Origin of the sequence: Streptomyces sp. NPDC051218 (genome assembly GCF_044455475.1) — a bacterium.
Classification (GTDB): domain Bacteria; phylum Actinomycetota; class Actinomycetes; order Streptomycetales; family Streptomycetaceae; genus Streptomyces.
This window is the reverse complement of record NZ_JBITEU010000001.1, coordinates 639,174-653,709: the sequence shown is the minus strand read 5'-3', so window position 1 is coordinate 653,709 and position 14,536 is coordinate 639,174. Positions and strand designations below refer to the sequence as shown.

Sequence of the window (14,536 nt, the reverse complement as noted above, 5' to 3'; positions counted from 1 at the left end):
ACAACCGCAGGGAGAAGGGGGCCGAGAGTGACCGCTGAGGCCATGGAGGCGGGCCCCCGGACGGGGCCGGACGCCGATGGTGACCGTCCGTTGCGCATCGCTCTCCTCACGTACAAGGGCAACCCGTTCTGCGGGGGGCAAGGCGTCTACGTACGTCACCTCTCCCGCGAGCTGGCACGCCTCGGCCACAGCGTCGAAGTGATCGGCGCGCAGCCCTACCCCGTCCTGGACGACGAGGAGCTCGAAGGGCTCAAGCTCACCGAGCTGCCGAGCCTCGACCTCTACCGCTCGCCCGACCCCTTCCGCACGCCGAAGCGCGACGAGTACCGCGACTGGGTCGACGCGCTCGAAGTGGCGACGATGTGGACGGGCGGCTTCCCCGAGCCCGCGACGTTCAGCCTGCGCGCCCGCCGTCATCTGCGCGCCAGGCGGGGCGAGTTCGACGTCGTGCACGACAACCAGACGCTCGGGTACGGCCTGTTGGGCGACCTCGGCGCACCGCTCGTCTCGACGATCCATCACCCCATCACCGTGGACCGCAGGCTGGACCTCGAAGCGGCGCCCACCTGGCGCCGCCGTATGTCCGTACGCCGCTGGTACGCGTTCACGCGCATGCAAAAGCGCGTGGCCCGCCGGCTGCCCTCCGTGCTCACCGTCTCCGGCACATCGCGCCAGGAGATCATCGACCACCTCGGCGTACGCGAGGACCGCATCAACGTCGTGCACATCGGCGCCGACACCGATCTCTTCTCGCCCGACCCCTCGGTCGCCGAGGTGCCGGGCCGGATCGTCACGACGTCCAGCGCGGACGTCCCCCTCAAGGGCCTGATCTACCTCGTCGAAGCCCTGGCCAAGGTCCGCGCCGAGAACCCCGCCGCCCATCTCGTCGTCGTCGGAAGGCGCGCCGAGGACGGCCCCGTCGCCCAGGCCATCGAGAAGTACGGCCTCGAAGGCGCCATCGAGTTCGTCAAGGGCATCACCGACGAGGAGCTCGTGGACCTCGTCCGCTCGGCCGAGGTCGCCTGCGTCCCTTCGCTGTACGAGGGCTTCTCGCTCCCCGCGGCCGAGGCGATGGCGACGGGAACGCCGCTGCTCGCGACGACCGGCGGCGCGATCCCGGAGGTCGCGGGGCCGGACGGCGAGACCTGCCTGGCCGTGCGGCCCGCCGACCCCGGCGCCCTCGCGGCCGGCCTGCTCCGTCTCCTCGGCGACCCCGAGCTGCGGGCCCGCCTCGGCGCGGCCGGCCGTGAACGGGTCCTCGCCAAATTCACCTGGGCCCGCGCCGCCCAGGGCACCGCAGAGTTGTACCGCGCGGCGATTGCCAACAACGCGGCCCCGCAATCCGGCCGCCCCCCGGCCACCACCCCGACGTACTCCGGGAGCCATCGCTGATGCTGACCGTCGACTTCACCCGCTTCCCGCTCGCCGCGGGCGACCGCGTCCTCGACCTGGGCTGCGGCGCGGGCCGGCACGCCTTCGAGTGTTACCGGCGGGGGGCCCAGGTGGTGGCCCTCGACCAGAACGCCGAGGAGATCCGCGAGGTCGCCAAGTGGTTCGCCGCGATGAAGGAGGCGGGTGAGGCTCCCGCGGGCGCGACCGCCACCGCGATGGAGGGTGACGCGCTCAACCTCCCCTTCCCCGACGCCTCGTTCGACGTCGTGATCATCTCCGAGGTGATGGAGCACATCCCCGACGACAAGGGCGTGCTCGCCGAGATGGTCCGGGTCCTGAAGCCGGGCGGCCGCATCGCGGTGACCGTCCCGCGCTACGGCCCGGAGAAGATCTGCTGGGCCCTGTCGGACGCCTACCACGAGGTGGAGGGCGGCCACATCCGCATCTACAAGGCGGACGAACTGCTCGGCAGGATGCGCGAAGCGGGCCTGAAGCCGTACGGCACGCACCACGCGCACGCGCTGCACGCGCCGTACTGGTGGCTGAAGTGCGCGTTCGGCGTGGACAACGACAAGGCGCTGCCGGTGCGGGCGTACCACAAGCTCCTGGTCTGGGACATCATGAAGAAACCGCTGGCCACGAAGGTGGCGGAACAGCTGCTCAACCCGGTCGTGGGCAAGAGCTTCGTGGCGTACGCGACGAAGCCGCATCTGCCGAAGACCGACGCGAAGACCGACGCGTGACGAGCCCGGAGCGGACCGAACACCTGGTCCTGCCGGGCGTCCTGACGGCGGATCAGGCGCAGCGGACGGTCCGCGGAATTCTCGCCGTCCAACGCGAGGACGGCGCGATCCCGTGGTTCCGCGGCCACCACCTGGACCCGTGGGACCACACCGAGGCCGCCATGGCCCTGGACGCTGCGGGCGAGCACGCGGCGGCGGGCCGTGCCTACGACTGGCTCGCGCGGCACCAGAATCCGGACGGGTCCTGGTACGCGGCGTACGCCGACGGGGATCCGCACGACGTGACGGACCGTGGCCGCGAGACGAACTTCTGCGCGTACATCGCCGTGGGCGTCTGGCATCACTACCTTTCGACCGGCGACGACACGTTCCTCGACCGGCTGTGGCCGACGGTGGTGGGCGCGGTGGAGTTCGTCCTCGGGCTCCAGCAGCCGGGCGGCCAGATCGGCTGGAAGCGCGAGCCGGACGGAGAGCCGGTCAACGACGCGCTCCTGACGGGCAGTTCATCGATCCACCAGGCGCTGCGCTGCGCTCTGGCGATCGCCGAGCAGCGCGAGGAGCCGCAGCCGGACTGGGAGCTGGCCACGGGCGCGCTGGCCCACGCCATACACAGCCACCCCGAGCGGTTCCTGGACAAGGACCGCTACTCGATGGACTGGTACTACCCGGTCCTCGGCGGCGCGCTCACGGGCGCGGAGGCCAAGTCCCGCATGGAGGAGGGCTGGGACCGCTTCGTGGTGCCGGACCTCGGCGTGCGCTGCGTCATCCCCAACAACTGGGTGACGGGCGGCGAGAGCGCCGAACTCGCCCTGTCCCTCTGGGTGTTGGGTGAATCGGACCGCGCCCTGGAGATCCTCCAGTCGATCCAGCACCTGCGCGACGCGGAGAGCGGCCTCTACTGGACGGGCTACGTCTTCGACGACGCCGCGATCTGGCCGGAGGAGCTCACCACGTGGACGGCGGGCTCCCTGCTGCTCGCCGTGGCAGCACTAGGCGGCGACGAGGCCACCTGCGCGGTGTTCTCAGGAGAACGCCTGCCGGTGGGCCTTGCGCCGGAGTGCTGCGAAGCGACCGCGGGGGGTCAGTAGCGGCGTAGACGTCCGGCGATGGCGTGGCCGACGAGGACGTATACGAGGGCTGCCAGGCCGTAGCCGCAGACTGCGCGGGTCCAGGTCTCGTCGAACGTGCTGTGTTTTTCCGAGGGGTGCCCCCGGACCCCCGGGTCGTGATGTGTGTGCCCGGGGGGCGGGGTGGCTCGGCTGGTTCAGTAGCGGCGGAGCCGTCCGGCGATGGCGTGGCCGACGAGGATGTATACGAGGGCTGCCAGGCCGTAGCCGCAGACCACGCGGGCCCAGGCCTCGTCGAACGTGAAGAGGTCGTGGGACCAGCCGGCCAGCCAGCGGGCCACGTCGTGGATGAATTGGACGAGGTCGTTGGCGCGGTTCGCGTCCAACAGATACATGAGGATCCACAGGCCGAGGATGATGGCCATCACGTCCGCGACGATGACGATGACCCTCGCTGCGGTGCTGCCACGTGCGCTTCTGGTCGCCATGGCTTCCGTGTACCTGGCTGGGCCTGGCTGAAACCCGTACGGGCCCGCCCGAGTGGCGGGCCGCGCCGGGCGGGGTGAGGCTGCCGGGAGAGCTGTCCACTCGCTGTCCACGCCCGGAGGTTCCCGTGTTGCTGTCCGCCGCGACCGTACGCCGGTCTCTCGTCGCCCCTGTGTTGTGCGGCGCCCTGCTCGCGGGGACGACCGGCTGCGGAGGTGACGACGCGGACGCCGCCTCGGCGCCGTCGAGCTCCAGCTCCGCCGAGAAGCAGAAGTTCGCCAAGACGCGCTTCGTCGCGAACGCGGGGATCGCGGCGGGGGCGACGTACCAGTGGATCGTGAAGCCCTTCCGGGCGGGGAAGTTCAAGAAGGGCGCCGACGGCCGCAAGTTCGCCCTGATCAAGGCGGGCCTCGCGGGGACGCTCGCCTACAACCGCCTGAAGGCGGCGACGAAGAACGCCAAGGGCGACCCGACGCTGTCCAAGGCGGTGGCGCCCCTGACCGCAGGCATCGACGCCCTCAAGGACCTCCCGAAAAAGCTCCGCAAGGGCGAGTCCACCGACTCGGTCGTGAACTCCTTCGACGACGTCATCAAGCAGGTGAAGGACGCGGGCAAGGGCGCGGGCGCGGAGGTCAAGGACAAGGTGCCGTCGGCGGGAGAGCTGGCGAAGGGGTAGCAGGCCCCTGGCCTCGGGCCGGCCTCGGGCCGGCCTCGGGCCGGCCTTGGGCGGGGTCTGTCAGCCGTTCAGCTCCGCCAGCACCCGCAGCGTATGACGGTCCGGCGCCAGTACCAGCAGATCCGTCACGGGCCCCTTGCGCCACAACTCCAGTCGCTCGGCGATCCGTTCCCGAGGTCCCACCAGCGAGATCTCGTCGGCGAAGGCATCAGGAACGGCCGAAACCGCCTCCTCGCGGCGCCCCGCCAGAAACAGCTCCTGAATCCGCCGGGCCTCTTCCTCGAACCCCATCCGCGCCATCAGATCTGCATGGAAGTTTCGCGCGGAGTGCCCCATCCCCCCGATATAGAAGCCCAGCATCGCCTTGACCGGAAGCAGGCCCTCCGCAACGTCGTCGCAGACTTTCGCCCGCGCCATGGGGGCGACCATGAAGCCGTCCCGCGCACCCTCCAGCGACGCCTCGTACACGTCGGCCCGCATCGGCGACCAGTAGAGCGGCAGCCAGCCGTCCGCGATCCGCGCCGTCTGCGCGATGTTCTTCGGGCCTTCCGCGCCGAGCAGCACCGGCAGGTCGGCCCGCAGCGGATGTGTGATCGGCTTCAGGGGCTTGCCGAGACCGCTGCCGTCCTCCCCGACGTAGGGGTGGGTGTGGAAGCGCCCGTCGAGAGTGACGGGCCCCTCGCGGCGCAGCACCTGGCGGATCACATCCACGTACTCCCGCGTGGCGGTCAGCGGCGACTTCGGGAACGGCCGCCCGTACCACCCCTCCACCACCTGCGGCCCGGAGAGCCCGAGTCCGAGCATCATCCGCCCGCCGGACAGGTGGTCCAGGGTCAGGGCGTGCATCGCGGTCGTGACGGGCGAGCGCGCCGCCATCTGGACGATCGCCGTGCCCAGCTTGATCCGTGAGGTCTGCGCCGCGATCCAGGTCAGCGGCGTGAAGGCGTCCGAGCCCCAGGCCTCGGCGGTCCACACGGAGTCGTAGCCGAGCCGCTCTGCCTCCTGGGCGAGCGCCACGTGCTGCGGGTCGGGACCGCGTCCCCAGTAGCCAAGTGCGAGCCCCAGACGCATGCGTGACCCCAATCCATCCCGAGTTCGAATTCCTGACGACCCGTCAGTTCACGGCGGGACGGCGACTGTACGACAACGGCCCCCCGCCCGGAAGGGCGAGGGGCCGCGAGGTGCGTCGGAGATCAGCCGCGCTGAATCCCGGTGGTGTCCTGCAGCACGCCACGACGGCCGTCCTGCGTCTGGGCCACCAGGCCGGGGCCGCGCTGCTCGACGGCCAAGTACCAGGTGCCGGGCGCCAGTTCGGCGATCGGCGTCGGCGAACCGTCCTCCGCGTACAGCGGACGCGGCACCGGCACGGCGAACCAGAACGGCGAGAAGTCACCGGCGGCCTGCGCCTGCCCGGGAGGCGGCGTCTGCTGCCCCGGCTGCGGCTGACCCGGCTGGGCACCGAAGGGCTGCCCCTGCTGCGGCTGTCCGGGCTGACCGGGCTGGGCGCCGTACGGCTGCCCCTGCTGCGGCTGGCCCTGCGCACCGGGGTACCCATAACCGCCCTGCGGCTGACCGCCGTAGGGCTGGGGGGTGGGGCGCGGGGCGCCGACGAGGGGGGCCTTGAAGGCGGGGACCGTCAGGGAGAGGATCGCGCCGGCGGCCAGGATGAGCGTGGCGATCAGGGAGAGGATGGTGCCGACACCGACCTCTACGCCGCTGTCACCCGAACCCAGGTTGTCGAAGCCGCCGGCCGGGTCGAAGACCTGCCCGATGGCGCTCCAGAGGGACGCCACGGTGAAGGCCACACCGAAGTGCCCGAGGTCGATGCCGAGCACCTTCGGTGCGGTCGGCAGCCCGCGGGCGACGATGATGCAGACGGCACCGATGATTCCGGCCAGGGTGACCCCCAGCAAGAACGGCCCGCTGTTCCAGGCGTTCGGCATGTCGGCTGAGCCCGAGACACCTTCGAGGTCGACGATGGCCAGGAACGAGGCGATGAACAGCAACACCGCTGCCCCGATCACCACGCCGTCGCCTCGAGTGAGAGAGCGGATATTCACTTCAGGTCCTTCGTAAGTCGTCTCGTCGGTGGAGGCGTCGCTCGCCCCAAGGTCGCGGCGCAAAGCGCGGGGATGGCCCCCCATCGTACGGAGGACATTATCGTTCGCACCGGTGGGGTGTCTGCTCGGGATAAAGACCAACCAACCCGTTATCCCCGACGAACCAACCCGTTATCCGCGCAGGAAGCTCGCGATTCCGTCGGAGATGCCCTGGGCCGCCTTCTGGCGCCAGGTGCCGTTCGTGAGCAATGCCTCGTCCTTCGCGTCCCGCATGTTGCCGCACTCGATGAACACCTTGGGGACCGTCGAGAGGTTGAGGCCGCCCAGATCCTTGCGTACGTCGAGACCGGTGCCGTCGCCGACGTAGTTCGAGGGGGCGCTGCCCGTCGCGCTCAGGAACTTGCCCGCGATGCGCTCGCCCAGGGCGCGGGACGGGGCGACGATCTTGGAGGTGTCCGCGGCGCCGGACTTGACCGATGCGGGCAGGATCACATGGAAGCCGCGGTTGCCCGCCGCCGATCCGTCGGCGTGGACGGAGACGACCGCGTCCGCGCGGGCGTTGTTGCCGATGCGGGCGCGCTCGTCGACGCAGGGGCCCCAGGGGCGGTCGCCGTCCTGGGTGAACTTGACCGTGGCGCCCTGCTTCTCGAGGAGCGTGCGCAGGCGGCGCGAGACGTCGAGGGTGAACTGGGCCTCGCTGTAACCGTTGTTCGTGGAGGTGCCCGTCGTGTCGCACTCCTTGCGGTGCGTGCCGACGTCGACGAGACGGTTGATCTCGGCCGTGTGCTTGCCGTTGCCCGTGTTGTGGCCGGGGTCGATAACGACCACCTTGCCCTTGAGGGGGCCGGAAGCGGCGGGGCGGCTCGCGGACTTCGAAGGCTTCGAGGACTTCGACGGCTTGGAGGACTTCGACGCGCTCGGTTCGCCGTCCTCTCCCTTTCCGTCCTCCTTCTCGGAGGCCGACGGGGACCCCTTCGCGGACTGGCTCGTGGAGGGAAGCGTTCTGGGTGGCTCGCTGCCACCGGGACCGCTCGTCGCCTCGTAGATGAGCCACCCCGCGAGGCACGTCGGCACCAGCGCGGCGAGCGTCACCGTGAGGGGGCCGCCGCTGAAACGGCGGGGCGGGCGTGGGGGCTGGCTGTCCGGGCCTACGTACGACACGAGAGCGACTCTAACCGCGAGGTCAGATCCCCGCTCCCGTTCGCCGCAGGACGCGCAGGGAGTCGGTTGCCGAGACCTCGGTGAACGCGCCGGATTCCAGTGCCCTGAGGTAGACGCGGTACGGGGCCTGGCCCGTCATGATGTCGACGGGGTCGGGGAAGACGTCGTGGATCAGGAGCAGGCCGCCCTGCGCGACGTGCGGGGCCCAGCCCTCGTAGTCGCCCGTCGCGTGCTCGTCCGTGTGGCCGCCGTCGATGAAGACGAGGCCGAGCGGCCCGCCCCATGCCTTCGCCACCTGCGGCGAGCGGCCCACGATCGCGATGACGTGGTCCTCCAGGCCCGCGTGGTGCAGCGTGCGGCGGAAAGTGGGGAGCGTGTCCATGCGGCCGACCTCCGGGTCGACCGTCGCCGGGTCGTGGTACTCCCAGCCAGGCTGCTGCTCCTCACTGCCTCGGTGGTGGTCCACGGTGATGGCCGTGACGCCCGCCTGACGGGCGGCGTCCGCGAGCAGGATCGTGGAGCGGCCGCAGTACGTGCCGACCTCCAGGAGCGGAAGCCCCAGCCCCGCGGCCTCCGTCGCCGCCGCGTACAGGGCGAGGCCCTCACCGGCCGGCATGAAGCCCTTGGCGGCTTCGAAGGCGGCGAGGATCTCCGGCTCGGGCTGGGGGGCGGCCATGGGGGTCCTCCTGGGCTTCGGAAAAGCGGTGGGTCTGCGCCGTGGGCCGACCTATGCTGCCGCATGGCCCGGTTGATCATGAAGGCGGGGCCGTGACGAGGAACAGTGAGGAACAGTGAGGGGAACGGCCATGGAACTCGTACCGGCGGATCCGACGGTGGTGCATCCCTTTCCGGACCAGCCTCGTGTCGTGTTGCTGAAGCCGCTGGTGAAGTCTCCGCTGATCGAGGTGGGGGAGTACTCCTACTACGACGATCCGGACGACGCGACCGCCTTCGAGACGCGCAACGTCCTTTACCACTACGGGCCCGAGAAGCTCCGTATCGGAAAGTTCTGTGCGTTCGGGACGGGGGTGCGGTTCATCATGAACGGCGCGAACCACCGGATGGACGGGCCATCGACCTTCCCGTTCCCGATCATGGGCGGCTCGTGGAGCGAGCACTTCGATCTGATCAGCGGGTTGCCGGGGCGGGGCGACACCGTGGTCGGTCATGACGTGTGGTTCGGGTACGGGGTGATGGTGATGCCCGGTGTGCGGATCGGGCACGGGGCCGTCATCGCCTCGGGGTCGGTCGTCGTGGACGACGTCCCTGACTATGGGGTCGTGGGCGGCAACCCCGCGAAGCTGATTCGTACGCGGTACAGCGAGGACGAGGTTGCGCGGCTGCTGGCCGTTGGCTGGTGGGACTGGCCTGCGGAGCATCTGACCGAGCATGTGCGGACTGTGATGTCCGGGTCGATCGACGAGCTGGAGAGGGTCGCTCCGCGGCGGTAGTGATCACCGGCTCCGCCGAGTTCGTCCTCAAGCGCCGGACGGGCTGAATATTCAGCCCGTCCGGCGCCTGAGGACAGAGCCCCGCAGGGCCCGCCCCTACGCCAGCACCTCACTCCCGCCCGGCAGCAGCAGATCGACCTCCACCGCACCCCCCTGATGCCCCGCCGCCGAAGCCAGTGGTGCGTGGCCGGATGCCGTTGCCGCGAGGACGTACGAGCCGTCGCCCGGCACCGCGAGGGAATAGTGGCCGCCCTCGTCCGTGAGGGCCGAGCCCGCCTGTCGCCCCCTGCGGTCGATCAGCGTCACCTTCGCCCGCGCGACCGGCGCCCCGGCGGGGCTCAGTACCCGGCCGTGGAAACCGGTCAGCGCCTGCGTCGCCGCGCGCAGGTTCGCGTCCTCCTCGCTGCTGGCCCGTAGCTGGGTCTTGACCGAGCGGCGGGCGGACGGCAGGAAGAGCGCGAAGACCAGGCCGAGGGCGACCGCACCGGTGGCGATGAGGAAGGACGTGCGGAAGCCCGTCATCGTCGGGACGGCGACGCCGCCCACGTGGTTCGCCGTGTTGGCGAGGACCATGCCGATCACGGCGGACGAGACCGACGTGCCGATGGAGCGCATCAGCGTGTTGAGGCCGTTCGCCGCGCCCGTCTCCGAAGCGGGCACGGCGCCGATGATCAGCGCCGGGAGCGAGGAGTAGGCGAGGCCGATGCCCGCGCCGATCACGACCGCGATGATGATCGTCTGCCAGGCGGCGCTCATCAGGCCGAGGCCCGCGCCGTAGCCGATCCCGATGATCAGCATGCCGAGGATGAGGGTCACCTTCGGTCCGTACTTCGCCGAGAGGCGGGCGTAGACCGGGGCCGTGAGCATCATCGTCAGGCCCAGCGGTGCCACGCACAGGCCCGCGACGACCATGGACTGGCCGAGACCGTAGCCGGTGGTGGTCGGCAGCTGGAGCAGCTGCGGGAGCACCAGCGAGATCGCGTAGAACGCCACGCCGACCGTGATCGAGGCGAGGTTGGTGAACAGGACCGCGGGGCGGGCCGTGGTGCGCAGGTCCACCAGCGGCGCCTTGAGGCGCAGCTCCATCACGCCCCAGAGGACCAGGACGAGCGCCGCGGCGCCGAACAGGCCGAGCGTCATGCCCGAGGTCCAGCCCCAGTCGCTGCCCTTGGTGATGGGGAGCAGGAAGAGGACCAGGCCCGCGGAGAGGCCGAGCGCGCCGATCACGTCGAAGGTGCCCTGCGCCTTGACCTTGCTCTCGGGTACGAAAAGGACGGCCAGGAGCATCGATATGACGCCCAGGCCCGCCGCGCCGAAGAACAGGGCGTGCCAGTCGGCGTGCTGCGCGGTCAGTGCCGCGAGCGGCAGCGCGAGGCCGCCGCCGACGCCGATGGACGAGCTCATCAGGGCCATCGCGGAGCCGAGCTTCTCGCGGGGCAGCTCGTCGCGCATCAGGCCGATGCCGAGCGGGATGGCGCCCATCGCGAAGCCCTGGAGGGCACGGCCCACGATCATCACGACGAGGTCGTCGGTGAAACCGCAGATCAGCGAGCCCACGACCATCACGGCCAGGCTCGCGAGCAGCATGCGGCGCTTGCCGTAGAGGTCGCCGAGGCGGCCCATGATCGGGGTCGAGACGGCGCCGGCGAGGAGGGTCGCCGTCATGACCCACGTGGCGTTCGACGGCGAGGTGCTCAGGAGTGTCGGCAGGTCCTTGATGACCGGCACCAGGAGCGTCTGCATCACCGCGACGACGATGCCGGCGAAAGCGAGTACGGGGACGACTCCGCGGGTGCCGCGTTGGTGGGTCGTCGACTGCGTCATTACGTGGGGCCTCCGAGGGCGGGCAAGAGCTGGCAGGGGTACGTGCAGTACGAACCTGTTTCCCCGGGCGACTATTCCGACGGATGTCGTACGAGGGGAAGTCTTGACCTGTTGTTAACCGGGGGCTTACGGGAGCCCCGCGCCCGGCACTGGGCCCGACCCGCATCTGACCCCCCGTCAGGCTTCCATCGAATTGGAACGTGTTCTAGTGTGTCGCCGTCCCGGAAGCTGCTACCGGCGAGGACGCGCATGGGCATCGGAATCACGCAGGAACAGCGGGAGTTGGCAGCGGCGGTGCGCGGCTGGAGTGCCCGCGCCGTACCGCCCGAGGAGATACGCAAACTGCTCGACGCCCCGTCGGCCCCCGGCGGCAGGCCCGCCCACTGGGACGGGCTCGCCGAGCAGGGGCTGCTCGCGGTGCACCTGCCCGAGGAGTGCGGCGGCGGGGGCGGCGACCTCGTGGACCTCGCGGTCGCCCTGGAGGAGGCGGGACGGGCCGCGCTCCCGGGGCCCTACCTGGCGAGCTCCCTCGCCTCGGCCGTGCTGCACCGGGCGGGCGCCGACGACCTCGCCGCCGAGCTGGCGTCCGGCGCGCGCATCGGCGCCGTCGCTCTCGGTGCGGGAACACTGACCGCGGTGTCCGTGACGGACGGCTACGTCCTCGACGGCGCAGCGCCGCCCGTGCTCTGCGGGGCGGACGCCGACCTGCTGATCCTGGCCGCCGAGTCCGCGCACGGAACCGAGTGGCTGGCCGTCGACGCGGCCGAGCTGACCGTACGGACACACGAGGGCGCCGATCCGACGCGGCCCACCGCCGACGTGTCGGCGGACGGGGTGGAGGTGCCGGCCGGGCGGGTGCTCGGCGTCGACGCGGCGCTCGTACGGGATCTCGCGTGCGCCCTGTACGCGGCGGACGCGTGCGGGGTGGCGGCCTGGGCGCTGGAGACCGCCACCGAGTACGCGAAGGTGCGGGAGCAGTTCGGGCGGCCGATCGGGCAGTTCCAGGCGGTCAAGCACCTCTGCGCGGACATGCTGGTGCGTCTTGAGCAGGCGCGGGCGCTCGCCTGGGACGCGGCGCGTGCGGCGGACGAGCCGTCGCCGGAGGTGCGAGGCCTGGTCTGCGCGCTCGCCGCCGGGGCCGCGCTCGACGCCGCGTACTCCTGCGCCAAGGACGCCATCCAGATCCTCGGCGGCATCGGCTTCACCTGGGAGCACGACGCGCACCTGTATCTGCGCAGGTCACTCGTCGCCCGGCAGCTGCTCGGCGCCGGCGACGCGCACCGGCTGCGGGCGGTGCGGCACGCGGAGGGCGGCGCACGGCGCGAGCTGCGGATGGAGCTGCCCCGGGAGGCGGACGCGTACCGGGAGCGGGCACGCGAGGCCATCGCCACGGCCCGCGGCCTCGACCCGGCCGCCGCGCGCAAGGCGCTGGCGCCCACGGGCTACGCCGCGCCGCACCTGCCCGAGCCGTACGGCCTCGGCGCGGGCCCCGTCCAACAGCTCGTCGTCCAGGAGGAGTTGGCGGCTGCCGGAGTGCGCGTCAGCGACCTCGGGATCGCCACCTGGGTGGTGCCCTCGCTCATCGCGTACGGGACGGGCGAGCAGCAGGAGCGGTTTCTGGCGCCGACGCTCAGGGGCGAGGTGCTGTGGTGCCAGCTGTTCAGCGAGCCCGGGGCCGGTTCGGACCTGGCGTCGCTGCGGACGCGGGCCGAGCGGGTCGATGGCGGCTGGCTGATCAACGGCCAGAAGGTGTGGACGAGCGCGGCCCAGTGGGCCGACCACGGCATCCTGCTGGCCCGCACGGACCCCGACGCACCCAAGCACAAGGGGCTCACGTACTTCCTCATCGACATGAAGCGGGCGTCGGGCATCGACATCCGCCCGCTGAAGGAGATCACCGGGGACTCCCTCTTCAACGAGGTCTACTTCGACGACGTCCTGCTGCCCGCCGACGCGGTCGTCGGCGAGGTGAACGACGGCTGGCGGGTCGCGCGCCACACGCTCGGCAACGAACGCGTCCACATGGCCGACCAGCTGACCTTCGACACCGGCCTGGAGGCGCTCATCGAGCGCGCCGGCGAGCTCGACGGCGCCTGCCGCGCGCGGATCGGCGCGCTCGCGGCCGAGGCGCACGCGCTCTCCTGCATCGGCCTGCGCACGACGATGCGGCAGGTGGCCGGGGCGGAACCGGGGGCCGGGGCCTCCGTCCGCAAGCTCGTGCAGACCCCGCATCAGCAGAAGGTCGCCGAGCTTGCCCTCGAACTGCTCGGCCCCGAGGGCGCGGTGCGCGAGGGCCCGGGGGAGCGCGCGCTGCACGGCTTCCTGATGGCGCGCTGCCTGACCATCGCGGGCGGCACCACGCAGGTGCAGCTGAACGTCGTCGCGGAGCGGCTGCTCGGCCTGCCGAGGGACCCCGAGCCGCGCCCCACCCCCTAGAAGGAGCTGGCCAGTGAAGGCGTACATAGTCGGCGTCGGAATGACGAAGTTCGAGAAGCCCGAGACGCGGGACTGGCAGTACTGGGACATGGCGAAGGAGGCGGGCACCAAGGCGCTCGACGACGCCGGGATCTCGTACGAGCAGGTGGAGCAGGTGCCGGTCGGGTACTGCTTCCAGGCATCGACGGCGGGCCAGCGCGCCGTGTACGAACTGGGTCTGACCGGCGTCCCCGTCTACAACGTGAACAACAACTGCGCGACGGCCTCGACCGCGCTGATGATGGCGCGGCAGTTCGTCGAGGGCGGCATCAACGACTGCGTGCTCGCGCTCGGCTTCGAGAAGATGGCGCGCGGCGCGCTGGGGGGTGGGAGTGACGGGGGTGACTTCAAGACGTCTCCCGTCGCCCGGCACTACGGCATCATGGCGGCCCGGCACGGCTTCGAGATGACCCCGCCCACCGCCCAGATCTTCGGCGACGCGGCACGCGAGCACATGGAGCGGTACGGCACGACCGAGGCGCAGCTGGCCGCGGTGGGCGCGAAGAACCACCGGCACTCGGTGAACAACCCGTACGCCCAGTTCCAGGACGAGTACACCGTCGACGAGATCCTCGCCGCCAAGACCATCCACCGTCCGCTCACCAAGCTGCAGTGCTCGCCGACGTCGGACGGGTCGGCCGCCGCGGTGGTGGTGTCGGAGAGGTTCGTGGAGCGGCACGGCCTTCAGGAGCGCGCCGTCGAGATCGCCGCGCAGGCCATGACCACGGACACCGGGGAGTCCTTCGACTCGGGCTCGTGCATCGACGTCGTGGGGCAGCCGATGTCGAGGGCGGCGGCGCGGCAGGTGTACGAGAGGTCGGGACTCGGCATCGAGGACGTCGACGTCGTCGAGCTGCACGACTGCTTCTCCATCAACGAGCTCCTCACCTACGAGGCGCTCGGCATGTGCCCGGCGGGTGAGTCCGGAAAGCTCGTCGAGAGCGGGGCGACGACGTACGGCGGGCGGTGGGTGGTGAACCCCTCGGGCGGCCTGATCTCCAAGGGGCACCCGCTCGGCGCGACGGGCATCGCCCAAGTGGCCGAGCTCACCTGGCAGTTGAGGGGCGAGGCGGACGCCAGGCAGGTGGCGGGGGCCCGGGTGGGCCTCGCGCACAACATCGGCCTCGGGGGAGCGGCGGTGGTGACGCTGCTGCGCAAGGGCTGAGCGGCAGCGGGGACACTCCGTGCGAGCCGCGCAAGG

Annotated in this window: 13 protein-coding genes; 7 read left to right on the top strand and 6 right to left on the bottom strand. The window is 71.1% G+C overall.

Features of this window, described 5'->3' with window-relative positions; all coding sequences use genetic code 11:
• The first annotated feature begins 27 nt into the window (after nt 1-27).
• The 3 genes from ACIBCK_RS03025 to ACIBCK_RS03015 are packed head-to-tail and all read left to right on the top strand — an operon-like array spanning nt 28 to nt 3,223.
• Complete coding sequence (locus ACIBCK_RS03025; RefSeq protein WP_399386307.1) at nt 28-1,392, top strand: glycosyltransferase family 4 protein; 1,365 nt, start codon at nt 28-30, stop codon at nt 1,390-1,392.
• Entirely contained in the window at nt 1,392-2,135 is a 744-nt protein-coding gene (locus tag ACIBCK_RS03020; protein WP_351159880.1) for a class I SAM-dependent methyltransferase, read from the top strand. The genes ACIBCK_RS03025 and ACIBCK_RS03020 overlap by 1 nt, the downstream gene beginning before the upstream one ends.
• Nucleotides 2,132-3,223, top strand: a complete 1,092-nt coding sequence (locus tag ACIBCK_RS03015) for a prenyltransferase (RefSeq protein WP_399386306.1) — start codon at nt 2,132-2,134, stop codon at nt 3,221-3,223. The genes ACIBCK_RS03020 and ACIBCK_RS03015 overlap by 4 nt, the downstream gene beginning before the upstream one ends.
• 176 nt (nt 3,224-3,399) lie before the next feature.
• Here ACIBCK_RS03015 and ACIBCK_RS03010 read toward each other — a convergent pair whose 3' ends face one another.
• Complete coding sequence (locus ACIBCK_RS03010; protein WP_399386305.1) at nt 3,400-3,690, bottom strand: hypothetical protein; 291 nt, start codon at nt 3,688-3,690, stop codon at nt 3,400-3,402.
• A gap of 128 nt (nt 3,691-3,818) precedes the next feature.
• Here ACIBCK_RS03010 and ACIBCK_RS03005 point away from each other — a divergent pair, with 128 nt between their 5' ends.
• Complete coding sequence (locus ACIBCK_RS03005) at nt 3,819-4,364, top strand: hypothetical protein (RefSeq protein ID WP_367048979.1); 546 nt, start codon at nt 3,819-3,821, stop codon at nt 4,362-4,364.
• Between the two features lie 60 nt (nt 4,365-4,424).
• On the opposite strand, the gene ACIBCK_RS03000 is transcribed toward ACIBCK_RS03005, so the two are convergent.
• The 4 genes from ACIBCK_RS03000 to ACIBCK_RS02985 form a co-directional block, all read right to left on the bottom strand.
• Entirely contained in the window at nt 4,425-5,435 is a 1,011-nt protein-coding gene (locus tag ACIBCK_RS03000; RefSeq protein WP_399386304.1) for an LLM class F420-dependent oxidoreductase, read from the bottom strand.
• A 122-nt stretch (nt 5,436-5,557) separates the two neighbouring features.
• Nucleotides 5,558-6,424, bottom strand: a complete 867-nt coding sequence (locus ACIBCK_RS02995; protein ID WP_399386303.1) for a hypothetical protein — start codon at nt 6,422-6,424, stop codon at nt 5,558-5,560.
• A gap of 171 nt (nt 6,425-6,595) precedes the next feature.
• Complete coding sequence (locus ACIBCK_RS02990; protein ID WP_399386302.1) at nt 6,596-7,585, bottom strand: N-acetylmuramoyl-L-alanine amidase; 990 nt, start codon at nt 7,583-7,585, stop codon at nt 6,596-6,598.
• Between the two features lie 22 nt (nt 7,586-7,607).
• Entirely contained in the window at nt 7,608-8,261 is a 654-nt protein-coding gene (locus ACIBCK_RS02985) for a class I SAM-dependent methyltransferase (RefSeq protein ID WP_399386301.1), read from the bottom strand.
• Between the two features lie 130 nt (nt 8,262-8,391).
• Here ACIBCK_RS02985 and ACIBCK_RS02980 point away from each other — a divergent pair, with 130 nt between their 5' ends.
• Nucleotides 8,392-9,036, top strand: coding sequence for a CatB-related O-acetyltransferase (locus tag ACIBCK_RS02980; protein ID WP_399386300.1), 645 nt, complete (start codon nt 8,392-8,394; stop codon nt 9,034-9,036).
• A gap of 96 nt (nt 9,037-9,132) precedes the next feature.
• Here ACIBCK_RS02980 and ACIBCK_RS02975 read toward each other — a convergent pair whose 3' ends face one another.
• Nucleotides 9,133-10,860, bottom strand: coding sequence for an MFS transporter (locus tag ACIBCK_RS02975; RefSeq protein WP_399386299.1), 1,728 nt, complete (start codon nt 10,858-10,860; stop codon nt 9,133-9,135).
• Nucleotides 10,861-11,109: 249 nt separating this feature from the next.
• On the opposite strand from ACIBCK_RS02975, the gene ACIBCK_RS02970 reads away from it, so the two are divergent.
• Entirely contained in the window at nt 11,110-13,296 is a 2,187-nt protein-coding gene (locus ACIBCK_RS02970; RefSeq protein WP_399386298.1) for an acyl-CoA dehydrogenase, read from the top strand.
• A gap of 13 nt (nt 13,297-13,309) precedes the next feature.
• On the top strand, nt 13,310-14,500 hold the full coding sequence (locus ACIBCK_RS02965) for a lipid-transfer protein (protein ID WP_399386297.1): 1,191 nt from the start codon (nt 13,310-13,312) through the stop codon (nt 14,498-14,500).
• The last annotated feature ends 36 nt before the right edge of the window (nt 14,501-14,536 follow it).